Below are 24,626 nucleotides of genomic sequence, written 5' to 3'. Positions count from 1 at the left end.
CTTCTACATCACTCCTTCAACAGAATATTCACGGATTGCTTCCAATAAAAGCTCGTTCTCTTCCCTCGTTCCGAATGCTACCCTCATCGCGCTTGGGTAACCTGGCGCCACAATCCCTTTTACAAAAATCCCTTTTTGCGCAAGAGCTGCTTCTGCCTGCTTAGCAGGCCCCTTGAGCAAAACAAACACAAAGTTTGCTTGCGACGGCAGGACAGTGTAACCCATTTGCTCAAGCCTTTCTGTCACAAACGCCCGTTCGATTTTATTTTTCTTTACGGATAGATCAATAAACGCAGAATCATTCACGGAAACAGCTGCCGCAGCTGCTCCAATTCTGTTCACATTGAAGACATCCCGTACTTTTTTCAATTCATTGCCTATTTTTGGGTCCATCATCCCGTAGCCAACCCGCAAGCCGGCAAGACCATGTATTTTTGAAAATGTCCTTAATATAACAGCATTTTGATACTGGCTAAGAATTACCTTTGCATCATTCATTTCGCCGTGCGTGACGTATTCAACATACGCTTCATCAATGACAATTAGGACATTTTCGGGTATTTTTTTGAAGAACTCGATAAGGTCCTTTTTATCGACAATCGTTCCTGTTGGATTATTTGGATTGCAAACAAACACCATTTTGGTCTTTGAGGTAATTTTGGCAAGCATTCCCTCTAAATCGTGCATACCATTTTTCAGCGGCACCTCAACGGGAACGCCCCCTTCAATCAGAACATTCGTTTTATATCTCGGAAATGTGCAATCAGCCATGACCGCCTCATTTTCCCTGCTGATAAATGCTCTCGTCAACAGCCTGATTACCTCATCCGAACCATTCCCGGCAACAAAATACCCTTCGGGAAGGCCATGATAGCGTCCGAGTGCCTGATAAAGAAGTGAATACGTCCCGTCAGGATAAAATGAACGGTTCTCCAATGCCCTTTTTGCTGCTTCTAGGGCAAGCGGAGAAGCCCCATACGGATTTTCGTTATCCCCCATCCTGATGATTCTTTTAAACCCCAATTCCTTTTGGATAGCCTCCGGAGGCGGGCCAAGGGGATAGGGGATGACTGCTGCCAGTTCATCCCTTGCTTTTATCATTGCCATACCCATTCCCACTTTCGAGTTTCGTAAGTTGTTTCATTTCCTTCGCATATTGTTTTGCAGAAGGAGTTTTTAAAGATTCCCGCGCCTTGCCTGTTCACGCTCAATCGATTCAAATAGAGCTTTAAAGTTTCCTTCCCCAAAACCTCGCGCGCCTTTTCGCTGGATAATTTCAACAAAAAGCGTCGGCCGGTCAACAATCGGCCTTGTGAAAATTTGCAGGAGGTATCCTTCATCATCCCGGTCGACAAGAATGCTCAGCTCTCGGAGTTTTGAAATTTCTTCATCAATTTCCCCAACCCTCTCAGCAAGTTCCTCATAATACGTATCTGGTGTGGACAGGAATTCAACCCCATTGTCTTTTAGGGCTGCGACGGTCGAGATAATGTCCTCTGTGAGGATGGCAAGATGTTGGACACCGGCCCCATTGTAAAATTCGAGATATTCCTGGATTTGCGATTTCCTCTTTCCTTTTGCAGGTTCATTGATCGGAAATTTAATTCTGCCTCCGTTATGCATGACTTTGGACATCAAAGCGGAATATTCGGTTGAAATGTCTTCATCTGAGAAGTGTTTCATTTCCTTAAAGCCCATGACTTTTTCATAATACTCCACCCATTCGTCCATGCTTTCCACGTTGCCAACGACATGGTCGATGCCAATCAGGCCCGTATCCGGCACTTGATTGAATAGCGTGTAGGCTTCATAGCCCGGCATGAAAGCCCCTTGGTAATTTTTCCTTTCAACGAGTGTGTGGATCGTATCGCCATACGTACCAATGACTGCTTTTTTAATCGTCCCGTTATCATCGCTGAAATCCGTCGGTGCCATTAAAGCAATTGCCCCGCGGTCTACAGCGGCTGAAAAAGCTTGTTCTACATCATCAACGAGAAGAGCGACGTCTTTTACTCCATCTCCATGTTTTTTGACAAAAGAAGAAACTTCACTATTTTCCACGAGCGAACCTGTAATGACCAGCCTGATATTCCGCTGCTGCAGAACATACGAAACTGTTTCGCGATTGCCTGTCTCCAGACCGGAATAGGCAACAGTCCTGAATCCGAAAGCATGGCAGAAAAAGTATGCGGCCTGCTTTGCATTCCCTGTAAAAATTTCAAGATAATCCACGTCCCTGACCGGGAAAAAATCCTCAACTAACTCATTCGCCTTAACAGATTGCTCTTGCATAAAAATCCCTCCTGAATATGTTTTTTGATTTCCACTCCACAAAGTGAAGCAGGGGGAAGCAAGCGGACGGTTCCACTGCTTCAATTTTGATAGTGTGTCACCTTGCTTCCACTGGCCGGTTTTTCTTCTTGGCCGGCATAATATGGACTGCTTTTTCTCCCAATCCTTCTGCGGCTTCAAGCAAAGCTTCTCCTATTCCGGGATGCGGATAGGCAGGAAACAGGATATCTTCTTCGCGGGCAGCCATTTCCAGGCCAAGGATGCCACTTATAATAAGCTCATGTGCCCCTTCTCCAATGATATGCACACCAAGCAGGACATCCGTCTCCTTTTCTGAAATGGTTTTGACAAATCCGTCCTTGCTTCCATTCAACCCGCTAAATCCGTTTGCAGCCAAAGGGAACTGGCTTGTTTTTATCGCGATGTTTTCTTCAGTTGCCTGCTCCTCAGTCAGCCCCGCGGCAGCAATTGGCGGTCTTGTGAAAGAGTACGTGGGCAGGAAACGGAAATCGGCAACCGAGTTTTGTCCGCATGCCGCTTCGGCTGCGACCTTGCCCTGCCTTATTGCTTTAGCGGCGAGGAAAGTACCGCCTGTAATGTCGCCAATCGCATAGATTCCTTGAATGGACGTCCGGCATTGTTCATCGACAAGAATAAACCCTTCCTCATCCATTTCCATTCCAATCCGTGACACTCCCAAACTTCCGCTGTTCGGCTGCTGATTCGCTTCCATAAATAAATGACTCGCTTCAATTGCTTTTTCTCCAGAATGAGTCAATACGGACAACTCGATGCCATCTGCTTTTTCTACCACACCATGAATCTTGCAATCTTTAACAAGCTGTATTCTTTCCTTTTTGAAAATCCTGGCTAGCTCCTTTGCAATAGATGAATCAAAGGGAAAGGCATCACCTGGCAAAAGAACAGTCACTTCAGCCCCCAAAGCGCGGAAAGCCATCGCCATCTCTAAATGGATCGCACTAGATCCGTACACCGCCAAATGCCCTGGAATGTCATGAAGAAAAGAAATGTCCCATTGGCTGTAAGCCCGGCTTCCAATAGGAATATCCTTTGGTTCTTCAGGACTTACGCCGGCTGCGATGACGGCATTTTGAAATTCATAAATCTCGTATTTATCGCCATCCTCTATACCAATTCTTGATTCGCTAAGGAAAAAAGCATTTCCTTTTACAATTTCCACTTTATTCGCTTTGCAAAGGGCCTCAATCCCAGCCCGCAACCCGGAAATTGTTTTGTTTTGATAATCTCTTAAACTATCAAAATCCATTTCAGCAGGACCGACCTTTATGCCAAAGATAGAGCTTTTTTTGCAACTTTCAAGTTTCGCAGCCGCGGCCGTTAAAATTTTAGAAGGAATGCAGCCTTTATTCAGGCAAATTCCGCCCATTTCTTCCTTTTCCACTAAGACAACCTGCCTGCCGAGCTGTGCCGCCCTGATCGCTGCATGATAGCCGCCCGGACCGCCTCCAATGACCATGAAATCCGCCTGGAGTGCTATTTCCCCTACAACCATTTAGACCAGCTCCAACAAAAGCATTTTTGGGTCTTTCATATAGCCGGCAAAGAGGTTGGTAAACTTCACCGCTGTTGCGCCATCGGCTACCCGATGGTCAAATGACATGGAGATATTCATGATTGATCGGATTTCAATCTCATCCTGATCGTTCACGACAGGCATCCTCTTCGTCTTATGGAACGATACGAGCGCAACCTGCGGATGCTGGATGATAGGCGTCGCACCAATGCTTCCGCCAAGCGGTCCGACATTGCTGACCGTGAACGTTCCGCCCTGGATGTCTGATACGGTCAATTCATTAGCAAGTGCTTTTTCTGTTAGCGCTTTCATTTCTCGGTTGATTTCAGGCAGTGATTTTTTTTCTACTGATTTGATGACAGGAACAATTAAGCCATCTTCTGTGTCCACTGCTGTTCCGATATGATGCTCTTCCAAAAGCTCGATTTCCTCTTTTTGTTCATCGAGAACAGCATTGAAAATAGGAAACTCCTTCAGGCAGACTGAAAGGGCCTTGATGAAAAATGCGGATGCAGAAATACTTTTTCCGGCAGCTTTTAAGTCTTTTCTAAATTCAATCAGATTCGTAACGTCTACTTCTTCAAAATGGGTGCAATGAGGTATCGTCTGGATGGAAGTAAGAAGGTTTTTCGCAATTTGTTTCCGCCTGCCTCTGAACGGAATTGTTTTTCCTTGTATAGCGGCCGGTACAGTTTGTTTTTCCTTTTGAGGCTGTTCTAGTTGAGAAGTTTTCCTAGTTTTGGTCTGGCTCTGTTCAATGTACTGGTAGACATCCTCATCGAGGATCCGCCCAGCCGGACCTGTCCCGGTTACATGTTCGATTTTGACGGAATTATCTCTCGCAATCTTCCTTGTGTAGGGAGATGCAAGGATTCTTGGGAATATCGGACTGTATGTTTCTTCTTTTTGCAAAATCGCAACCGAGGCCTGTTCTGGCTGCGAGGCCATAACCTTATCACGCAGGATTTCCCCACTAGACCCCTTTCCTTCAGTCTCCAGGATTATCAATGTAGTTCCTACAGGAACAGTATCCCCGGGGGCTACAAGAAACTCCTTGACAATCCCTGTTGATGGTGAAGGGATTTCCGCCGTCATTTTATCTGTCTGCACTTCGACTAAAGGGTCATCGGCTTTCACATAATCCCCTGGTTTTACGAGAAAACAATTGATTTCAGCTTCTGCCATCCCTTCTCCAATATCATGGAGCTTAACCTCCATTTTCGTTCACCTCCTAAAAACGCATCACTTTTTCAATTGCTGCTTCGACCCGTTTTGAGGTCGGCAAATAATGGTCCTCAAATCCGAAATACGGGACGGGCGTGTCAAAGCCTGTAACCCTTTCTGCTGGCGCTTTTTGATACAAAAACGACGTGTCATTGATAATTGCAAGAATGTCATTTCCAACCCCGCCAGTGGCATGCGCTTCATGGACGATGACCGTTCGCCCCGTTTTTTGGACGGATTCCGCTATGATATCTTTATCGAGTGGATACAATGTTCTTAAGTCGATCACATCACAGCTGACGCCCTTTCCTGCCATCGTTTCGGCAGCCTTCTTTGCGATCGGGACCATTGCTCCCCAGCAAAGGACGGTGACATCTTCACCTTCTAGAAGGAGATTCCCTTTTCCAATCTCGACTGAGTAAACCCCTTCCGGAACCTTGTCTTTCACGGAACGGTACAGCCTCATCGGCTCAAGGAATAATACAGGATCAGGATCAAGTATCGATGCGATCAAAAGCCCTTTGGCGTCGTGTGCCGTTGATGGACAGACGACTTTAATGCCCGGCATATGTGTAAAAATCGCCTCTGTACTGTCACAGTGGATTTCAGGTGCCCTGACTCCTGCGCCATAAGGAGCGCGGATGACCATCGGAACGGTGAAATGCCCATATGTCCTCATCCTTAGCCTGGATGCATGTGTCATGATTTGTTCGTAAGCGGGATAAATAAACCCGAGGAATTGAATTTCAGCGACTGGTTTGAAACCGGCGGCTGCCATTCCGATAGCAGCGCCGATAAAACCTGCTTCAGACAAGGGGGTGTCCATCACCCTCATCTCGCCGTACTTTTCCTGAAGCCCGTCTGTTACCCGGAACACTCCTCCGTTTTTGCCAATATCCTCACCCAGCAGGAGCACCTCGCTATGTTCGCGAAGCATCACATCCATTGCATCATTAATTGCCTGGACCATTGTCATCGTTCTCGTCTTCGTTGCCGTCTCCACTTACTTCCCGCCCCCAATCAGCTGAAGATAATCCTGTTTCTGCTTTTCTATTGGCCAGACAGGCTTTTCATATACATAATCAAATATGTCAGCCGGATTGGCAGCAGGAAACTGTTCCATTTCTTCTACAGCATAGTCAATTTCTGCAGCAGCTTCTTCTTCAAATACAATCCGATCATTTTCATTAAATAAGCCTTCATTTTTCAAAAATCTTTCAAGCCGCAAAATCGGATCGATTGTATTCCGTTTTTCATGGCTTTCTTCCTGGTCTCTGTACTTTGATGGGTCATCTGCGGTCGTATGGGCGCCATATCTCCACGTAACCGCCTCAATTAGAGTCGGCCCTTCGCCTTTTCTCGCGCGTTCAAGCGCTTTAAGTGTTTCGAAATAAACGGCAAACACATCATTCCCATCAATCCGGACTCCTTGTATCCCATAGGCGACAGCCTTTTGGGCAATCGTTTCCGAGTTCATCTGTTTTTCAATCGGGACAGAAATCGCGTACCCATTATTTTGATTAAAAAACACAACCGGTGCCTTCGTTACACTGGCAAAATTAAGCCCCTCATGAAAGTCACCCTCTGATGTTGCCCCATCGCCAAAATAGGCAATCGCCGCACAAGTTGTTCCTTTCATTTTCTCGGCAAGTGCCGCGCCGGCCGCGTGTGGAATTTGCGTCGCGATCGGAATGCCAGGCGGGAAGATTTTTTTGCCATCGGGAGGAACGCATCCTTCATTCCGTCCGTTCCAAAATAAAAGGATGTTCCGGAGTGAATGGCCGAAAACAAAAGCCGCCCCATGGTCCCGATAAGTCGGGAACAGCCAATCGTCTTTCCCGAGCGCCAATGCGGTGCCGACTTGAGAAGCTTCCTGTCCTTCATACGGCGCATAAGTCCCTATTCTTCCCTGCCGCTGCAGGCTGACCGCTTTCCTGTCAAACTGCCTAATCCTGATCATTTCCTTGTAAAACTGTATGGCCAGCTCTGGGGTGATTTTTTCCCTTATGGAAGGCTTTGCCACATTGCCTTGTTCGTCCATGAGCTGAATCATCGGAAAGTCCTTTTTCACTGCTATCGCCCTCCTTAACAGGAACATTAGTAACGCACTGCCCATTTAGGCCGTTTATGATGGGAGAAAAAGCTGTTTCTCCTGACCCTGGCTTCCATTCTCGCCTCACAAAAACGATCGGCCGCTTCCACCGTTGTGACCCCTTCCTCGGCTGCATGCCTGTATATATCAAGCAAGGAATCATAAATGGCTCTTGTTTTTTGCATGACCCGTTCTTTATTTGGCGTATAAAGCTCGTCAGCAACCTGGATGAGGCCGCCCGCATTCACGATGTAATCTGGCGCGTAAAGAATTCCTTTTTCCTGGAGCACCTGTCCGTGTCGCGCTTCAGCCAGTTGATTATTGGCCGAACCCGCTACTGCAAGGCATTTGAGGAAGGGAATTGTGTCATCATTCAGTATCCCACCGAGCGCACAAGGGACAAAAACATCCGCCTCCAGTGCATAAATTTCGTCGCTCGCCACAGCTTTAATGGATGTACCAAGCGACCGTGCCCGCTCAGCAAGACTTGCCACTGCTTGTTCGTTAATATCCGTTACATAAAGATCGGCACCTTCCTCAAGAAGCCGTTCGGCAACTTTATACCCTACCTTTCCAAGACCCTGTATTGCATAGGTTCTTCCCGCAAACTGATCCGTTCCCCAGATGACTTTATTCGTTGCCTGAATCCCATATAGGACTCCTTGTGAAGTAGGGATGGAAGAATCACCGCTCCCCCCATACGCTTCGTCGACACCAACGATACAGCTTGTTTCTTTCAAGGCATGGACAAAATCCTCCGGGTTTGTTCCCATATCCGTTCCTGTATAAAACCGCCCATTCAGGGAATCGACGAACTGGCCAAAAGCCCTGAATAATTCAGGTGATTTATCCTTCATCGGGTCACCGATGATAACTGCCTTTCCTCCGCCGAAATCGACATCGGCTGCGGCGCATTTATATGTCATACCTCTGGAAAGCCGCAAAACATCCTCCAGTGCCTCATCCGTGCTTGCGTATGGCCGCATCCGGCATCCACCCAGTGCGGGCCCCAGTTTCGTACTGTGTATGGCAATGATTGCTTTAAGGCGAGTTGTTTCATCGTTGCAAAAGACAATTTGTTCATGTTCAGTAATTTTTGTAAAAATATCCATGCTCTTGATGTCTCCTTCCGCAAATGGCAACGCTTTCATTTTTACCTCTCCCTTCAGATCGCTTGAAGAAAATGTGCAGTCCTGAAAAAGTTCGTGCCTTCCGCTGCTACAAAGACTAATTCACTTCACCGCTTTAAAGCAAATTAACCCCCTAAACAGCAAGAAAGAAACAAACCCCAAAAGAGTTGTTTCTTTACTGTCCCCGCTGATGCTTTTATTCTTGGATGTCCGGTCTATGTTTTTAGCATACTCTGAATTTTCAACTTTGGCAAAATTGCCTGTTTAACATCGCCTATTCCTATCAAACCATTTGGTCCATTCACTTTTACTTCAGTTACAATCGCTTTTTCGGAAATGGATGTAACAACGGCTGTGACCGTCAGTTCATCGCCAAGCCGCCCTGGCGCTACATGCTTGACCGAAACGGAGGCACCCATTCCTTCCTCTTCATCTTCAAGGTAAGGCAAGATGATGTTCCTGGAAGCCCATTCCATATGATAAACCATCCAGGCGGTTGAGTAGGCTGGGTGGACCACCTCTCCACCAAATTCAGCGAACATTTCTTCCGTCACAGTCACCTGGACGGATTCCTGATGGCCAATTCGCATACCCGGTTTCACGGTCTATCAACCTGCCTTTGAGTCGGGAAAATCAACATTCGCCCAAATTCTACGAAAGAAGCGCCCGGTCGCTCGCCATCTGCGTACCCCGGATACGCTGGAATTCCTCCAGCAAACCTTCAATTGTCAGCTTCTTCTTATCCTCTTCATTGACCTCCAAAATAATCTGCCCCTTATCCATCATAATCAGCCGGTTCCCAAGATCAATCGCCTGCTGCATGTTGTGGGTGACCATCAAGGTTGTCAAACCATATTGACTAATAATCTGCTTTGTTAGATTCGTAATCAATTCTGCGCGGGACGGATCCAAGGCCGCCGTATGCTCATCAAGCAAGAGGACGCAAGGTTCCGTAAATGTTGCCATCAGAAGTGACAGCGCCTGGCGTTCGCCTCCGGACAGGAGACCGACCTTGGCATTAAGTCTATTTTCCAAGCCAAGGTGCAATGTTTCCAATACTTCCTTAAACAGTTCCCTGCGTTTTTTTGTTACGCCCTGGCGGAACGTCCTTGTTTTGTTCCTTGAATAAGCCATTGCCAAGTTTTCTTCGATCGTCATGCTTGGAGCCGTTCCGGCCATCGGATCCTGGAAAACGCGCCCAATTAATTTAGAACGGTTATATTCCGTCATTGAAGTGACATTTTTGCCATCAAGATAGATTTCTCCGATATCAGGTTGCAACGCTCCAGAAATAATATTCATCAGAGTCGATTTCCCGGCCCCGTTACTTCCAATCACTGTTACAAAATCTCCGCTTTTCAGCTCAAGTTCTACATGGTCAATCGCAATTTTTTCATCAGGGGTGCCCTCATTGAAGACTTTATGAATCTGATTTAAGCGCAGCATGGCCATTCCCCTTTCCGGCATTCACTTTTTCCATGAGAGTGAGCCTTTCCGCTCTCTTTCTTTCTTTGCGTTTTCTTTCTTTGTAGCCGGCAAGAACTTTAGGACCGACAAGAGAAGTAATGACTATCAACGCCGTAATCAGCTTCATATCTCCCGGATCAAGGAAATCAAATCTTAATGCAATGGAAACGACGAGCCTGTAGACAATAGCTCCGCCCAATACTGCGAGCGTTGCCCTGGCAATTGTTTTTGAGCCAAATAAAGCCTCACCGATAATAACGGAGGCGAGACCAATGATGATCATCCCGATTCCCATTCCCACATCTGCAAAACCAGCCTGTTGGGCAATCATTGCCCCTGAAAATGCCACCATGGAATTAGAAATCCCTAGAGCAAGAATAATGAGCAGATTTGTATTTGCTGAAAAGCTGCTGATCATCCTCTTATTATCGCCTGTTGCACGGACTGCGAGCCCAATTTCGGTTTTAAGAAACCAATCAGTAGATAATTTTATGAACAAGGTGGCCACAATCATGAACAGAAGGATGCCCCACGTTGACGGAAGGCTATTTCCAAGGCCCATCGAAGACAGGATACCATTCATGAATGAATCAATCCCTGATTTTTCGGAAACATTGCTTACAGCTGTTAGGGAAGTATCCTTATTCAGCAGGGCGACGTTCGATCTCCCCATAATTCGGAGATTAATCGAGTAAAGCGCAATCATGACGAGGATTCCTGAAAGGAGAGCATTGATTTTCCCGGCAGTATGTAGGACCCCTGTGATGCATCCCGCGGCGAATCCTGCTACAACGGCTGCCGCAGTCGCAATGAACGGATTATGGCCATTCACAATCATAGTCGCAGCTATCGCAGCGCCGGTAACAAAGCTCCCATCTACCGTCAGGTCCGGGAAGTCAAGAATCCTGAAGGATAGATAGACCCCCAGTGCCATGATTGCGTAAATAACTCCTGATTCAAATGCCCCGAATATTGCTGTAAACACATCGATCATCCTTCCTGTACATGCCGGGGCCGGGGGAGAGATTGAATCCCCCGCCCCATCCGGCCGTTAAATGCAGAGCCAACTAACCGACTTTACTCGCCATCATAGAATTCGCCGGCATTCTTCCACTCATCTTTTACTGTTAATCCTTGAGCCTCTGCGGCCTTTTTATTAATCATCAGAGTCAGGCTTTGCGGCAGGGCAACAGGTATTTCCGACGCCTTCTTCTTACCAGTCAAGATTTCAGCTGCCATCTCTCCGGTTTCATATCCAAGGTCATAGTAGCTGAAACCACTCGCTGCAACAGCGCCTTTTTTCATGGAATCAAGCTCGCCGACAAAAAGAGGGATCTTTTTGCTGTTGGCGACTGATATTACGGATTCAAGCGCAGAAACAACTGTATTATCTGTTGGAATATAGATTGCATCAACACGTCCCACAAGTGATTCAGAGGCTTGCTTTACTTCAGCCGATGTGGAAACAGATACTTTTACTAACGAAGCTCCATTGTCCTTAGCAAGCTTTTCGACTGCTTCCACCTGGACCACAGAGTTTTGCTCCCCGGAGTTGTAAACAATCCCGATTTTCTTTGCGCCAACTTCTTTTGTCATGAAATCAATCGTCTTTTTTGTTGCATCTGGGTGATTATCCGTTGTTCCGGTAATGTTGTCCCCAGGCTTATCAAATGATTTCACCAAACCCGCACCTACCGGATCGGTGACCGATGTGAACAGGATTGGAATATCCTTGGTCACGCTGAGTGCCGCCTGGGCGCTTGGCGTAGCGTTGGCAAAAATCATATCAACCTTATCCCCGACAAAGTTTTGGGCAATCGACCGGGTATTGTTCTGATCTCCTTGTGCATTTTGATCAATGAATTCAACTTTGAGCCCTTTGTCCTCGAGTGCCTTTTTAAATCCTTCCGTTGCGGCATCCAATGATGGGTGCGGCGCAAACTGGGAGACACCGACTGTGTACTTCTTTTCCTTTTCCTCTCCCCCGCCGGTTTTCCCGCCAGCGGACTCTTTGTCTGCGCATCCAGCAAGCAGCAACATGCCTGCAAGTGCAAAAGACATTGCTTTTGCGTACTTTCTCATCTCGTTTCCCCCTTTGTTTTAATGGCTCATCTTTCTTCAGATGAGTGAAAAAAATGTGAATTATGTGAACTCCAAAAGTTGCGAATGTGATAAATAACTTTGACACCGTATTTATACCGTTATACTAACATTCGCAATCTTTTAAAGTCAAATAATTTTCTAAATATTTAATTATATAGAATATTATTAAAATTATATTGCTATAAAATAAAAAAAGCAAGAGACTTTTTAATCTCTCGCAAAATTAACGCTTCAACCCGTTAATCTGATAAAGTCCAGAATTTTAGGTTTAGCTTAACTGTTCTATTTGCTTTTGCGAGTTTACTAAGGCTATTCTGGCTTCTTCAACCATCCTGTCCAATAATTCCTGAGCAGAGGGTATATCTTTAATCAAACCCGCTATCTGGCCAGCATTGAGGAACCCCTCTTCAATATTGCCGCAGACGGCTCCTTTTTTGTGATAATACTCGCTTGTCATTTCCATAAATTCTTGTGTCGAAAGCCCTGATTTCTCTTCATTAAGCAGTTTTTTTGCATAAGAAATGGCAAGAAGCCTCCTGACCATTCCGATACTCCTTCCGACAACGAGGGTGGAAGTGTCTGTTGCTTCGATAATAAGCTTTTTATAGACCTCATGAAAAGGAGCTTCCTTTACTGCTATGAACCTTGTGCCCATCTGAATGCCGCTCGCACCTATAGTCAGCATCGCGGCCAGGCCCCTACCATCGGCTATTCCCCCTGCTGCAACAACTGGGATCTCGACAGCACGAGTTATCTGTGGAATAAGGGCCAGGGTGGTCGTTTCAAAGGGGGAGTTAATCCCTGCCGCCTCATAACCCTCGGCAACAATCACATTTGCCCCTGCCGCCTCTGCTTTCATCGCATGCTTAACAGAGGCAGTTACAGTAAGGACCTTTATTCCCTCTTCTTGCAATTTGCTTATATATGGTGCCGGATTACCTGCGGAGAGGGAGACCGCAGGAACTCTATGTTTTAAAACCATTGCCAATATTTCTTTCACATGAGGCGAAACGCCGAGCGCCACATTAACAGCAAACGGTTTCGTGGTCTGTTTTTTAGTCTCGAGGATGATGCTCTCCACTTCATCGGGCGCCATCGTACCCGCCCCTATTGTGCCTAGCCCCCCCGCTTCAGAAACCGCAGCGGTTAAATGGGCATTGCTAATATTGCCCATCCCCCCCTGAATAATGGGATAACGGATTCCGAGCAAATCTGTAAGCCTATTCACAAATTCCATCCTTCCGTATAAAAAACGTGATAGATAATTTTATTCTATAGCAGGCTAAGAAGTATGTTGTTTTAAACTGGTTGATTGAAGCGAAGGGCACCGACTCCGGCGGGATGAAGCGGCAAGGTGGAGACCCCATGAAAAGCGGAATCGCCTTCGTGACAGGCAAACACCGCCTGTCCCTGCGATGATTATTCTCAGAAGCTTTCCTTTGCGCAGCGGAGATCAACAGCCTACTCGATAATAAACGGATGCTCCAGGAAGTCGTAATCCTCATCTCGTTCCTCAATCTCATTTCCTTCTATGAAGACAGCTTCAAAAAACCGGGAAGCCGGCGTGGCAAGCTCCTTATAATAATCCGCAAATAACGAAGCTGCATGCCCACCCAGCCATTTTTCCTGCAACAGCTCTTCCGGCAGCCCCGGGTCAATGAAAAGAAACTTACGGTATTCATGGACAAGCTTCGTCCTTTCAACAAAACAATCCGCGTCTGTCATCAGCCCTTTCGAAATCTTGTTTTTCTCGATAAAATATTTCTGGCTGTACTCCGTAATAAATTCCTGATACCGTTTATTAATTTCTTCGAGATCCCAGCATTTCTCCACAAGACGGATATTCTCCCTCGGTCCGCTATACTCAGCGATAAAGAAATCGACATACTCCTCGATGCCATACTTGTCTATCAAATCATACACTTCATTTTCAAGCGGGTTGGCGGAGATCCAGGAACTAGTTGATAGGGTGCCAAAACCGCTCCAAATCAGTTCCTTTCTGAGTTCATCACGAACACTGCGGATTTCCTCAGGAATGGAGTACATAAAAATCCGCCATTTTCCATCCCACTCTTCCGGTTTCAGCTTAAAAATCCTTTTCGCGGCTTCCTCTATCCGTCTTACTCCCCTGGGAGTAAGAGAGTAATAGCTTTTATTTCCTGCTTTTTCCGCCTGTACCCATCCTTGTTTATTCATTCGTGAAATGGCGGCGCGGACAGACTGGCTATTATGGCCAAACTCCTCCAAAAGCCTGATTAAGCTGCCAATCCAAATTTTGTTCCCGTAATGGGAAATATAGTCACCGTATAATGTAAAAATCATTGAGCGTGTATTCACTGTCTATTCACCTTTTCTGTCAGCGCACCTATGTCTTATTAAAATTCATTTAATACTTTCAATAATGGTCGTAATCCCCTGTCCGACGCCGACACACATTGTCGCCAAGCCGTATCGGGTGTCCCTTCTTTTCATTTCATGGACGAGTGTAGTCAGAATGCGGGCGCCGCTGGCGCCAAGGGGATGCCCAAAGGCAATCGCGCCTCCATTGACGTTTATTTTCTCGCGCTCGATGCCCATTCCATTGATGCAGGCGATGGATTGAGAAGCAAAAGCTTCATTTAATTCACAGAGTCCAATATCACCGGGTTGAAGGCCCGCCCTTTGCAATGCCTTCCGGGTGGCATAAATAGGCCCAATCCCCATTATTCTCGGTTCAAGTCCGGCAACAGCCGACACCACATATTTTGCGAGCGGCTTCAAACCGAGCTCATCCGCTTTTTCAGCGCTCATAATCAGAAGCGCCGAGGCCCCGTCATTCACACCCGAAGCATTGCCCGCGGTTACAGTCCCACCTGGAAAAAGTGGCCGAAGTTGACCGAGCTTTTCCAGAGAAGTGTCACTTCGTGGATGTTCGTCTTTCCCTACGACGATCTCATTTCCTTTTCTGTCACGGTATCGAACCGGAACCAGTTCGTCAAGAAAGATCCCTTTTTCAACAGCTTCCTTTGCTTTCATTTGGCTCTGATATGAAAATTCATCCTGCTCCAGCCTGCTGATCGAAAATTCCCTGGCAACATTTTCGGCTGTTTCAGGCATGCTGTCAGTCCCGTATTGTTCGTCAAGCTTCCTGTTAATGAATCGCCAGCCGATCGTTGTGTCGATCAGTTCCATATTGCCTCTAGGAAAACCTGCTGAAGGTTTTGCTATCACTAGCGGGGCACGAGTCATGCTTTCCGTTCCGCCCGCGATAAAAATATCGCCTTCACCTGCAATAATCGCCCTGGCAGCATAGTTGACGGCATCAAGCCCTGAACCGCAGAGACGATTGATTGTCGTTCCGGCAACCGATACCGGCAAACCGGCCAGAAGTGCCGACATTCGCGCGACATTCCGATTATCCTCACCCGCCTGGTTGGCATTTCCGAACACTACTTCCTCAATTTCTTCTAAATCGACTGTTGGATTTCTTTCAATGAGTTCTCGGATCACCACAGCTCCCAAATCATCTGGCCTGACATGTTTCAATGCGCCGTTATATTTGCCAATCGGTGTCCGTACGGCATCAATAATGACTGCTTCTCTTTGTTTCAAACCGGCAACCCCCGTTTATTGGAGTTTATCTCCATTTCTGTAATCATACACACCGCGCCCGCTTTTCCTGCCGAGCCGGCCGGCTTTCACATATTGCTCAAGAAGCGGGGCTGGCCTGTACTTTTCCCCAAGCTTTTCATGAAGATAGTTTAAATTGTTCAATCTCGTATCAAGGCCGACCAAATCACCGAGCTCAAACGGCCCCATTGGATAATTAAGACCAAGCTTGATCGCCTTATCAATCTCTTCAGGGGTGCCAACTCCTTCCTGAAGCATATAAAAGGCCTCATTGCCGACCAATGCGCTGATCCTGCTCGTTACAAAGCCTGGAAATTCATTGACGACTACTGTTTCTTTGCCCATCTTTTCGGCAGCCGCCCTGATTGCAGCGGCAGTTTCATCACTCGTTTCAAGTCCCCTGACAATTTCAACAAGCTTCATTTTATGGACTGGGTTAAAAAAATGCATCGCGATAACTCTTTCAGGCCTGTTCGTAAATGAACCGATTTCGGTGGGGCTCATCGTTGATGTATTCGTTGCAAAATAACAATGATCTGGCGCATGCCGGTCTACTTTTTCAAATATGTCTCTTTTTATTGCTAGCACTTCCGGAACAGCCTCAATAACGAGATCAGCTTTTTCAACTGCTGTCCTAAGTTCAATCGAGTAGGATAACCTCTGGATACCATTTTCCATATCCGTTTGTGAAAGCTTCCCGCGCCTCCTGGCACCTTCAAAAATTGCCATGATCTCCTCTTTCGCCGTATCAAGCTGTTCCTGGCGGATATCGACAAGTGTAACAGTGAAGCCTCCCGCCGCGCTTACATAAGCAATGCCGCGCCCCATGACTCCCGACCCAATGACAACCACATGTTCCATCCTCATGTCCCACTCCCCATTAGCAGACTATGAAAAACACAGCCAGGCACCTTTTGCAAAGTGCCGGCTGCTTACCTCATTGAAAACAAATCCCTACACGCCAAGCGGGTTTAATGGTCTTGGACCATAATAGGAAATGATACTCTTCGTTTCTGTATAAAGGTCAAGCGTTTCAATTGAAAGCTCTCTTCCGAATCCTGACTGCTTATAGCCTCCGAAAGGCGTTCCCGGAAACGCTGAAAACGGGCAGTTCACCATGACAATTCCTGCTTGGATTTGCTTGGAGACCCTTGTCGCCCTGCCGTAATCCTTTGTCCAAATAGCTGAGCCCAAGCCGTAATCACTGTCATTTGCAAGTTTAATTGCTTCCTTTTCGTCCGAAAATTTCATCACGACAACAACCGGCCCGAATATCTCTTCTCTGACAGCTTTCATTTCATGGTGTACATTTGTAAGAATGGTAGGTTCATACCAGAAGCCATTTTCATAGCCTTCCACAACCGCTTCTTTTCCGCCAACTTCTGCTTTTGCTCCGTCCTGGATGGCGGATTGCACATAACCGTCAATTACTTCAAGCTGTGAGCGGTTGATAATCGCCCCTACATGGGTATCTTTCTCAAATGGATTGCCAAGCTTCAACTTTTTCGTTTTGCCAATAAACTTTTCCATGAACTCATCATAAATACTTTCGTGAACATAAAGGCGAGACCGTGCTTCACACGATTGGCCGCTATTATAGAAAATGCCGAACAGGGAACCATCAACCGCCGCATCAATATCCGCGTCTTCAAAGACAATGTTCGGGGACTTGCCGCCCAGTTCTAGCGTCACACGCTTCAGCGTTTGCGAAGCTTTTGCCATAATATCTTTTCCAATCGGTGTGGAGCCTGTGAATGCCACTTTATTGACTTTCGGATGCTCGACGAGGTAATTTCCGACTTCAGAACCGGCACCTGGTAGTATATTGACAACTCCTTCCGATACGCCTGCCTCAATACAGATTTCTCCAAGAACGATCGCAGTTAAAGGCGTAAGCGACGCTGGCTTAACGACGATTGAACAGCCAACCGCGATCGCCGGGGCGATTTTCCAAGCCGCCATCATAAGAGGGTAGTTCCACGGAATAATTTGTGCACAGACGCCCACCGGCTCTTTTTCGGTTATATTTTGGAAAGCGCCCGGCATGCTGTTCACCGCGCCGCGATGGCTGACAATCGCTCCCGCATAAAATTCGAAATCCTCAATTGCCTGCATCACCTGCCCCTGTGCGGCTGAAAGTGATTTCCCTGTATCAAGAATCTCCAACTCTACCAATTCATTAAATCTGGAGCGCATGATAGATGCAATTTTATTTAACGTACGTGAACGTTTATTGACAGGGGATCTGCGCCATTTCCCGTTGTCGAACGCCTGCCTAGCAGCTTCAACGGCCCGCTCGGCATCGGCAATCGACGCTTTTGCAACTCTGGCAATCTCTTCACCTGTAGCGGGATTAACAACCGCATACGTTTCACCCGACTGGCTATCCACCCTCTCCCCGTTAATAATCAGACGATAGTAATCGCGCTTCATTTCAAGCGGTTCAAGCTTTTGCTCTTTTATTGTCGACATAGTAACAGCTCCTTTTATGGCAAAATTATTCTGATTAAAATCCTTGGAATTCTGGTTTTCTCTTTTCCATAAAGGCCTGGACGCCTTCTTTGTGATCATGGGACTGGCTTGCAATCCGCTGGCTCTGGGCATCCCTTTCAAGGAAATCGGCCATCCCTGTTTCCCAGCTCGACTTAAGGTTCCTTTTGATTAGACCGATTGCTTTTGTAGGCATCGCAGCCAGCCTGCCCGCAAATGCTTCTGCCTCATCAGAAAAGGACTCAGCCGCTACGACCTTCGTCGCCAATCCAAGTCGTAAACATTCCTCAGCGGAAATTTTTTCGCCTAGAACTGCAAGCTCCAGGGCTTTTGCGTGGCCGACGAGCTTTGGCAGGTAATACAGGTTTCCGGCATCCGGCACAAGCCCGACGTGAATGAAAGCCTGAACAAAACTTGCCTTATTTGATAAAACCCTGAAATCGCATGCGAGGGCCAGACTCATTCCGGCTCCTGCCGCAACACCATTGACAGCTGCAATCACCGGTTTTTCACATTTTTCAATTTCCATAATCATTGGATTGTACCGATTCCTAAGGACATCGCCATAATCGGTCGTTTCATCTACATCCCCTAAATCCTGTCCGGAACAAAAAGCCCTGCCAGCCCCGGTAATTACAATGGCCCGGACCTCTTTGTCCTTTGCGGCTGATCGGACGGCTGTTGCAACATCTTTGTTTAGCTGGGCTGTGAAAGCATTCAGTTTATCCGGCCGATTGAGCGTAATCCAAGCTGTGGAATCCCGCATTTCATAGATAACTGTTTCAAACACGCTATGTACCTCCTTATCGGCCTTTGAAATTCGCCTTTCTCTTTTCCATAAAAGCTCGCATGCCTTCCTTCTGGTCAGCGGATGAAAATAAAAGTGAGAAATTCTTTCGCTCGAATTGCATCCCTTCATAAATAGATGCGTCAACCGCTTTAAGCACGGATTCCTTAATATACCGAACCGAGAGCGGAGGCATTTTTGCCAGCTGGTGAGCGTATCTCGCTGTCTCCTCCATGAGCGCTTCCTTTGCAAAGAGCTGGTTGACAATCCCGAAATCACGGGCTTCTTTTGCCAAAATCCGTTTCCCGGTAAACAGCCATTCCATCGCTTTTGTTTTTCCGGCAAGTTTCGTCAGCCTAACGGTTCCGCCTGCTCCAGGCATAATCCCGAGAAGCACCTCAGGAAATCCGAATTCAGCATCCTCAGCAGCAAAAAGGAGATCACAGCATAGAGCAAGCTCGAAAGCACCGCCAAGGGCAAACCCGTGGACAGCGCCAATTATAGGTTTTTTAATCCAAGAAAGCCGGTCCCAATCTGTAAATTGATTGAGGAGCTCCATTTCCACTGAATCGGCTTCAGCCATTTCATCGATGTCCGCACCCGCTGCAAAACAGCGTCCTTTTCCGCTCAGAACAATGACTTTGATTGTGTCATTCCTGTCGAATTCCTCCATAGAGGCTAGGATTTCAGCAACCATGACTCTATTTAATGCATTCAGGACTTCGGGGCGATTCAGTTCGATAAAACCTACAGGGCCATCCGTTCGCGTTTCGATGTACCTTGGCTTACTACTCATTCACTTCCTCACCAATCATCATTGTGACAAGGTCGCCGGCGAAACTCATGACATCTTTTCCGGATGCCCTCGCTTCATCGGTTTTCATTGCAGCTTTAAATGAGGCCATATCTTCATAATACATTTCACACATCAAATAATACTTGCCTTCCCCGCCCATTGGGCTGCCAATAATCCTCGTTACGTCCATTTTCTTTAGGCCTGGAATTTTTGCTGTTAACGGTCCATGGGTTTTAAAGTAGTGTTCGTCAAATGCTTCCTTGTTCTCCGGATGCTTGTAAAGCGCAATCATTTTTATCATTTAGCTTCTCTCCCTTATCATTTATAGGGCAAACTAGGTATTCGGTTTCGCCCTTACTGCCGAATGGACATCTACATTCCAATTTGTAAATGCTGTTGATTTCCGCTACGCAAAGGAAGGCTCCTGTGAATAGTCATCGCAGGGACAGGCGGTTTTTGCCTGTCACGAGGCACACGCTTTCCGCGGGGCGTCAGTGGAGCCTCCTCGGCGCTTTGGCGCCTGTGGGGTCTCCACCTTGCCGCCACGTCCCGCCGGAGTCGGTGCCCTTCACTCCAATCAACTTAGTGAAAACATGATTAGAAGTTTGAATTGATGAAGCCTTACATTAAATTCGAGACTGGTTTCATTGCCTCGAATGGATTTTTACAGGAACGGCAATATAGGATGCTTCTGCAGGCAGCCGGGCCGAAAATATTGTCGAGTGTCGTATAAGGCGAACCGCAAAACGGACAATCAACTTCCCAGCCGCCATCTTTAAGCTCCCTCGGCGGCGGGGCGATGCCAAATTCCTTTAACCGTAACCGTCCCTCCTCTGTTACCCGGTCTGTTGTCCAAATTTGATTGTAAATAAAGCGCACATCCACTTCTGTAAATTCCCCTAGTGCCATTAACGCTTTTTCGGTATTTCCCTTTATGATGTCAAGCGCTGGGCAGCCTAGGAAGGTTGGAATCAGTGAAATCTCGACCCTTGACCCATCAATACTGATGTCATGGAGCATGCCGAGGTCAACAATCGAAACAGACGGAATTTCCGGGTCCATGACAGAATAAAGCGCTTTCAAAACTAAGTCCCTCGCCAGGTTGTCTGGCACCTTTTTCGCTTCCACAGCGGTCATCCCTTTTGCAAAAATTTACGTTACCATGCTGCCGCAGGATCAAATCTGTAAACTTCACTTAACACAGAGAGTGCCTCTTCCAGATCTTTCGTGTGCTGGCCATCTCGGCCATTGCCCATTTTGATTCCTAGTTGCTCCGGCAAGGCAAAATCGACAGAATCGAATACCATTTTTAACTGTTCCAGCCATTTCTCCTGAAGTGCCGAACTTTCGTCAATCAAATTGAAACCCGTGATGTCTCCTGCCATATTTCCATAAGAAAACAGGTCGCCAGCTGTGTCAAACGCTTTTTTAATGGCAGCTTCCATCCGTGTCCTCGCTTCGCCTCCAGCAGACATGAGCTGGCTGAACCACGTTTTCCAATGAAGGTGGTGATAATAGAGTTCGATATTTACCCGTGCAGCTGCTTCGGCCAGCGGGCTATAGGAAGAACTCATCAATGCCACCATCTTTATTTTTTTTGCAATAGTATAGAAATAGTGGCGGACGACGGCAAACGCCCAGTCATATTGGGGCTCCTTAATATAGGTTCCGGGTCCGTTCACGAGTTCAAGCAAAACAGCATTTTTTCGTTCCGCGGCAGTCCTTGCGTGTGCAAGGCTGTCAACCGGACCAACTCCCAAATCCTCAAGCAGCTTATAAAACATAGCTGCATGGCCCATCGTATCCTGGCTGATTGAGGCAAAAGCAACATCTTCTTCAATATGAGGCGCGAGTCCGAGCCACTCAGAGCCTCTGTAAGCAACAATGAAATCATCGTCTGACAACTGGAATAACAAATTGATCAAGGCTTCTTTGTAATTCAAGTTTTCAGCTGCCGCTTCTGGTGTTTTGATCTGCACCGCATCCACCGCCTCCCCATGACATGATTTCCTTTTCATCCAGCATTTCCTGTTCATACTGGCGCCATTTTTTCTTTAAATATCCGTATCCCTTTGTATTCCTATAATCTTTGTTATCCAGCCTTTTCAACGTTTCCTTTTCTTCAATGGTCATCTTGCGGATTGCAGTCCGTTTTACAACCCAAATATCAGAGACAGGCTCGCGGCGCATAAAATTTTCCTGCGCCATGACGAGGGCCAGTTCCTGGTTGGGAGCCAGCAGGGAAAACTGGTACTGCATCGGCGCAGTATCCGACCTTCTGCTAAACACCTCATACTCCTGATAAAAATTGTTTTCTGGCAAAGCACCCACTCCCCTCACAGTTCCATCACTTCTATTACCATTCAAGAGACGTCCTCAGATCCTAATGCCTCGCGTACCCAGGCGTTCGTTTCATACGATATTTTTCTGAGCCTCAGCCTTTCTTCTGATTTAGGGCCTTTGTTTTTAATAATCTGCTTAAATAGGCTCCAATCAGGCTGAAGGTATACCCACTTTCCGGTTTCTTCATCAAACCGTATCGTTTCGTCGGGCAGCGTCAAGCCAAGTGAAAGGACTCTAGGAATGTATTTCGTAAAGAAATCCTGCCTCAGCTGTTCATTTGTTTTCGTGCGGATTTTATATTTAATTGTAGTATCCTGCTTGGATGTTCCTGTTGTCGATGCATCCCCCGGGCCGAAAAACATCAGTAGTGAATCCCACCAACGGTTAAGCGAATCCTGAATCATTGCCCGCTGTTCTTTTGTCCCTTCCGCAAGGGCAATGATAATCGACTCACCATGCTGCGCATGGAAAACTTCCTCCGCGCAAATTCTTTTAAGTGCCCTTGCATAAGGGCCATATGAAGCATCAAGCATATTCGTTTGCGTTATGATCGCGGCGCCGTCGACAAGCCATCCGATAAGTCCCGCATCCGCCCATGTCGGCGCTTCCATATGGAAAACATTGTGAAATTTAAGATCCCCGCTGAACAAGTCTTCCATGATTGTCTCACGGTTTTTTCCATAAGGCTTCATCAAATCCTCGGCAACCCGAAGCAAAAGCTGTCCATGGCCCATTTCATCCTGGACTTTTGCCATGATGCCCAGCTTTCTTTTCAGGGAAGGTGCTTTAGGCACCCATTCTTTTTCAGGAAGAGCTCCCATGATTTCACTGATTCCATGCATCGAAATCAGTTTAATCAAGGTCTTCCGATACTCTTCCGGCATCCAATCGTCCGCCTCGATTTTCTCGCCGGCATTAATTCGCTCAATGAACCTCTCAAGCTTTTTCTCTTCAGACAAGTGGCCAGCAGTCACCAAATTTAACCCCTCCAGTCTGCCTCATATAACGGTATTTTACCGGTATAGAGTAATGGTGTTATATAATTACTTCAAAAATAACCCCTTCATAGTGAAAAGTCAAATGATAATTCTGAAAATTGATTATATTACTTTTTCTTTCATCCATCACATCTACTCTATGCTTCATACTCTTTTAAAAATGGCTGTGTTAAAGACGAAACTTGATTTTCACCTGCGTTGATTGGAGCGGAGGGCACCGACTCCGGCGGGATGTAGCGGCAAGGTGGAGACCCCCCAGGCGCTTTTAGCGCCGAGGAGGCTCCACTGACGCCCCGCGGAAAGCGTGTGCCCGGAGAGGAAATCAACAGCCACGTATAACAAAGCCTTAAAAATAAAAAAATGCCCTCTACAGTTTTTGCAGAGGGCGGAAATTTATAGAAAGAGGGTGAGAAACGCATTGAAATTAATTGTTTTCCAAAAATGTGTCAAGTTCAACATGGACTAAATCAAATTCCATGTGATGATCGTCTGGTTTATTATATGAATCAAGCAGTCGGTCAATATCTACTGGAGTGATATCCATGCCGAAACCTCCAAACTTTCTTTTGACATAGGATTCGGAAGCGCTATCCCCTGTTTGGGGGTAAAAGAAAAAACAGCAAAAAATTTTGCTGTTTTTTCTCTACTAAGTTTTTGATGCAGATACCATCCATGAATTTGCGGTTTTTTAGTGCTGCTCTGCCAGCCTTCTTTGCTTAAACTTGCCGGCAAAGATCACCCCGATTATGACAATGGCGATGAATCCCCATTTAAGGATAGGGTTGTCCTCAAAAAACCCGGCCAAGAAATTTTCTTGCGTAATCATCCTGGATGCGGTAAAGGCCAAGACGCCAGCTCCGAACGTAATAATAATCGGGTACCTTTCCATCCACTTAAGAATGATCGTGCTTCCCCAGACCACAATCGGTATAGAGATTAGAAGTCCGATGATGACCAAAAGTGGATGCCCGTTTGCCGCTCCGGCCACAGCAAGCACATTATCAAGGCCCATCATGGCATCTGCAATAATAATCGTTTTAATTGCAGCCCAGAAGCTCGTGCCAGCTTTTAAATTATGTTCACTTTCATCGGTAAGAAGCTTGTACGCAATCCAGACAAGCAAAATACCGCCAATCAAGTGCAAGCCAGGGATTTTAAGGAGCCATACAACGAAGATTGTTGCTGTCGCCCGGATAAAAATCGCACCGACCGTTCCCCAGATAATTGCCTTTTTCTGCTGGTTTTTCGGGAGCTTTCTTGCCGCGAGCCCTATTACAATGGCATTATCCCCTGCCAGGACAAGATCAATGATGACGAGCGAAAATAAGGCCGACCAAAACTCAGGTGAAAATAACTCCATACACAAATCACTCCATACAACTATTTTTGGCTTAAGCCTTAAAACTATTCCTGCTACATTCCGTGTTTATCCTTTAAGGAAGCAGGTGCCAATTTAATGATCTGCTGTAAAACGAGTAACAGGACCGCGGCATCATCTATCAGACCGAATCCCACCAGAAAATCAGGAATTGCATCAAAAGGAAACAGCAGGTATCCTGCGAATAACCCAACCGAAAGAATCTTTCTTTTGACAGGTACGTGAGAGGATTTAAAAAAATCTAACAAAAAGGGACCAAACTTTTTTATTTGGAAGACTAATCTTATTCGTTTCCAAAATTTCCTCATTTTCATTCACCTCAATTTTTTTCAGCAATATATACTGGACTATTTCCCGTTATC

The 24,626-nt window shown here is 46.5% G+C and carries 25 protein-coding genes; all 25 read right to left on the bottom strand.

Translation table 11 applies throughout. From position 1 onward, the window contains the following. Positions 1-3 precede the first annotated feature (3 nt). Positions 4-1,113: a histidinol-phosphate transaminase gene (gene hisC / locus D1B31_RS05585; RefSeq protein WP_118919764.1), complete on the bottom strand. Its 1,110-nt coding sequence runs from the start codon at positions 1,111-1,113 to the stop codon at positions 4-6. A gap of 63 nt (positions 1,114-1,176) precedes the next feature. Beyond that, entirely contained in the window at positions 1,177-2,292 is a 1,116-nt protein-coding gene (hppD, locus tag D1B31_RS05580) for a 4-hydroxyphenylpyruvate dioxygenase (protein WP_118919763.1), read from the bottom strand. 97 nt (positions 2,293-2,389) lie between these two features. Continuing rightward, positions 2,390-3,826 carry a dihydrolipoyl dehydrogenase family protein gene (locus D1B31_RS05575; protein WP_118919762.1) on the bottom strand — a complete coding sequence of 479 codons (1,437 nt, stop codon included), beginning with the start codon at positions 3,824-3,826 and terminating at the stop codon, positions 2,390-2,392. After that, a complete protein-coding gene (locus tag D1B31_RS05570) occupies positions 3,827-5,065 on the bottom strand; it encodes a dihydrolipoamide acetyltransferase family protein (protein ID WP_118919761.1) in 1,239 nt (412 codons plus the stop codon). Between the two features lie 13 nt (positions 5,066-5,078). After that, complete coding sequence (locus tag D1B31_RS05565; RefSeq protein WP_192894741.1) at positions 5,079-6,047, bottom strand: alpha-ketoacid dehydrogenase subunit beta; 969 nt, start codon at positions 6,045-6,047, stop codon at positions 5,079-5,081. A gap of 27 nt (positions 6,048-6,074) precedes the next feature. After that, complete coding sequence (pdhA, locus tag D1B31_RS05560; protein WP_118919759.1) at positions 6,075-7,142, bottom strand: pyruvate dehydrogenase (acetyl-transferring) E1 component subunit alpha; 1,068 nt, start codon at positions 7,140-7,142, stop codon at positions 6,075-6,077. A gap of 26 nt (positions 7,143-7,168) precedes the next feature. Then, on the bottom strand, positions 7,169-8,275 hold the full coding sequence (locus D1B31_RS05555; protein ID WP_118919978.1) for a Leu/Phe/Val dehydrogenase: 1,107 nt from the start codon (positions 8,273-8,275) through the stop codon (positions 7,169-7,171). Between the two features lie 233 nt (positions 8,276-8,508). After that, positions 8,509-8,895: a thioesterase family protein gene (locus tag D1B31_RS05550; RefSeq protein WP_118919758.1), complete on the bottom strand. Its 387-nt coding sequence runs from the start codon at positions 8,893-8,895 to the stop codon at positions 8,509-8,511. Between the two features lie 49 nt (positions 8,896-8,944). After that, positions 8,945-9,739 carry an ABC transporter ATP-binding protein gene (locus D1B31_RS05545; protein WP_118919757.1) on the bottom strand — a complete coding sequence of 265 codons (795 nt, stop codon included), beginning with the start codon at positions 9,737-9,739 and terminating at the stop codon, positions 8,945-8,947. After that, entirely contained in the window at positions 9,714-10,745 is a 1,032-nt protein-coding gene (locus D1B31_RS05540) for an ABC transporter permease (protein ID WP_118919977.1), read from the bottom strand. Before D1B31_RS05540 ends, D1B31_RS05545 begins: the two co-directional genes overlap by 26 nt. A 92-nt stretch (positions 10,746-10,837) precedes the next feature. Next, a complete protein-coding gene (locus D1B31_RS05535) occupies positions 10,838-11,842 on the bottom strand; it encodes an ABC transporter substrate-binding protein (RefSeq protein ID WP_118919756.1) in 1,005 nt (334 codons plus the stop codon). 289 nt (positions 11,843-12,131) lie between these two features. Then, positions 12,132-13,091 (bottom strand): NAD(P)H-dependent flavin oxidoreductase, encoded by a 960-nt coding sequence (locus tag D1B31_RS05530; RefSeq protein WP_118919755.1) that lies wholly within the window; start codon positions 13,089-13,091, stop codon positions 12,132-12,134. A 233-nt stretch (positions 13,092-13,324) separates the two neighbouring features. Continuing rightward, positions 13,325-14,200: a phenylacetic acid degradation operon negative regulatory protein PaaX gene (gene paaX, locus D1B31_RS05525; protein WP_118919754.1), complete on the bottom strand. Its 876-nt coding sequence runs from the start codon at positions 14,198-14,200 to the stop codon at positions 13,325-13,327. Positions 14,201-14,245: 45 nt separating this feature from the next. After that, on the bottom strand, positions 14,246-15,454 hold the full coding sequence (locus tag D1B31_RS05520; RefSeq protein ID WP_118919753.1) for a thiolase family protein: 1,209 nt from the start codon (positions 15,452-15,454) through the stop codon (positions 14,246-14,248). A gap of 15 nt (positions 15,455-15,469) precedes the next feature. Next, positions 15,470-16,333, bottom strand: a complete 864-nt coding sequence (locus D1B31_RS05515; protein ID WP_118919976.1) for a 3-hydroxyacyl-CoA dehydrogenase — start codon at positions 16,331-16,333, stop codon at positions 15,470-15,472. Positions 16,334-16,426: 93 nt separating this feature from the next. Further along, a complete protein-coding gene (locus D1B31_RS05510) occupies positions 16,427-17,944 on the bottom strand; it encodes an aldehyde dehydrogenase family protein (RefSeq protein ID WP_118919752.1) in 1,518 nt (505 codons plus the stop codon). 34 nt (positions 17,945-17,978) lie between these two features. After that, complete coding sequence (locus D1B31_RS05505; RefSeq protein ID WP_118919751.1) at positions 17,979-18,752, bottom strand: enoyl-CoA hydratase-related protein; 774 nt, start codon at positions 18,750-18,752, stop codon at positions 17,979-17,981. Positions 18,753-18,765: 13 nt separating this feature from the next. Then, positions 18,766-19,545 (bottom strand): enoyl-CoA hydratase/isomerase family protein, encoded by a 780-nt coding sequence (locus tag D1B31_RS05500; protein ID WP_118919750.1) that lies wholly within the window; start codon positions 19,543-19,545, stop codon positions 18,766-18,768. Then, a complete protein-coding gene (locus tag D1B31_RS05495) occupies positions 19,538-19,846 on the bottom strand; it encodes an EthD family reductase (protein WP_118919749.1) in 309 nt (102 codons plus the stop codon). Before D1B31_RS05495 ends, D1B31_RS05500 begins: the two co-directional genes overlap by 8 nt. A gap of 320 nt (positions 19,847-20,166) precedes the next feature. Beyond that, a complete protein-coding gene (gene paaD / locus D1B31_RS05490) occupies positions 20,167-20,673 on the bottom strand; it encodes a 1,2-phenylacetyl-CoA epoxidase subunit PaaD (RefSeq protein WP_275670696.1) in 507 nt (168 codons plus the stop codon). 29 nt (positions 20,674-20,702) lie between these two features. After that, positions 20,703-21,524: a 1,2-phenylacetyl-CoA epoxidase subunit PaaC gene (gene paaC / locus D1B31_RS05485; RefSeq protein WP_240035181.1), complete on the bottom strand. Its 822-nt coding sequence runs from the start codon at positions 21,522-21,524 to the stop codon at positions 20,703-20,705. After that, positions 21,493-21,867, bottom strand: a complete 375-nt coding sequence (gene paaB / locus D1B31_RS05480) for a 1,2-phenylacetyl-CoA epoxidase subunit PaaB (protein WP_118919746.1) — start codon at positions 21,865-21,867, stop codon at positions 21,493-21,495. Before paaB ends, paaC begins: the two co-directional genes overlap by 32 nt. Positions 21,868-21,908: 41 nt before the next feature. Next, positions 21,909-22,862: a 1,2-phenylacetyl-CoA epoxidase subunit PaaA gene (paaA, locus tag D1B31_RS05475; RefSeq protein ID WP_420846067.1), complete on the bottom strand. Its 954-nt coding sequence runs from the start codon at positions 22,860-22,862 to the stop codon at positions 21,909-21,911. 712 nt (positions 22,863-23,574) lie between these two features. Next, entirely contained in the window at positions 23,575-24,246 is a 672-nt protein-coding gene (locus D1B31_RS05470) for a TerC family protein (RefSeq protein ID WP_118919744.1), read from the bottom strand. Between the two features lie 53 nt (positions 24,247-24,299). Continuing rightward, positions 24,300-24,512 (bottom strand): YkvA family protein, encoded by a 213-nt coding sequence (locus D1B31_RS05465; protein WP_338036455.1) that lies wholly within the window; start codon positions 24,510-24,512, stop codon positions 24,300-24,302. Positions 24,513-24,626 lie beyond the last annotated feature (114 nt).

Origin of the sequence: Neobacillus notoginsengisoli (assembly GCF_003515685.1) — a bacterium.
Taxonomy (GTDB): Bacteria; Bacillota; Bacilli; order Bacillales; family Cytobacillaceae; genus Bacillus_D; species Bacillus_D notoginsengisoli.
The sequence above is the reverse complement of the archived record's forward strand: the minus strand, read 5'-3'. Positions and strand labels throughout refer to the sequence as shown.

Excerpts from the sequence above, each read along its gene's own strand:
- hisC (WP_118919764.1), bottom strand. The coding sequence starts at position 1,113 with ATGGGTATGGCAATGATAAAAGCAAGGGATGAACTGGCAGCAGTCATC.
- hppD (WP_118919763.1), bottom strand. The coding sequence starts at position 2,292 with ATGCAAGAGCAATCTGTTAAGGCGAATGAGTTAGTTGAGGATTTTTTC.
- D1B31_RS05575 (WP_118919762.1), bottom strand. The coding sequence starts at position 3,826 with ATGGTTGTAGGGGAAATAGCACTCCAGGCGGATTTCATGGTCATTGGA.
- D1B31_RS05570 (WP_118919761.1), bottom strand. The coding sequence starts at position 5,065 with ATGGAGGTTAAGCTCCATGATATTGGAGAAGGGATGGCAGAAGCTGAA.
- D1B31_RS05565 (WP_192894741.1), bottom strand. The coding sequence starts at position 6,047 with ATGACAATGGTCCAGGCAATTAATGATGCAATGGATGTGATGCTTCGC.
- D1B31_RS05555 (WP_118919978.1), bottom strand. The coding sequence starts at position 8,275 with ATGGATATTTTTACAAAAATTACTGAACATGAACAAATTGTCTTTTGC.
- D1B31_RS05545 (WP_118919757.1), bottom strand. The coding sequence starts at position 9,739 with ATGCTGCGCTTAAATCAGATTCATAAAGTCTTCAATGAGGGCACCCCT.
- D1B31_RS05535 (WP_118919756.1), bottom strand. The coding sequence starts at position 11,842 with ATGAGAAAGTACGCAAAAGCAATGTCTTTTGCACTTGCAGGCATGTTG.
- D1B31_RS05515 (WP_118919976.1), bottom strand. The coding sequence starts at position 16,333 with ATGGAACATGTGGTTGTCATTGGGTCGGGAGTCATGGGGCGCGGCATT.
- D1B31_RS05510 (WP_118919752.1), bottom strand. The coding sequence starts at position 17,944 with ATGTCGACAATAAAAGAGCAAAAGCTTGAACCGCTTGAAATGAAGCGC.
- D1B31_RS05500 (WP_118919750.1), bottom strand. The coding sequence starts at position 19,545 with ATGAGTAGTAAGCCAAGGTACATCGAAACGCGAACGGATGGCCCTGTA.
- D1B31_RS05495 (WP_118919749.1), bottom strand. The coding sequence starts at position 19,846 with ATGATAAAAATGATTGCGCTTTACAAGCATCCGGAGAACAAGGAAGCA.
- D1B31_RS05470 (WP_118919744.1), bottom strand. The coding sequence starts at position 24,246 with ATGGAGTTATTTTCACCTGAGTTTTGGTCGGCCTTATTTTCGCTCGTC.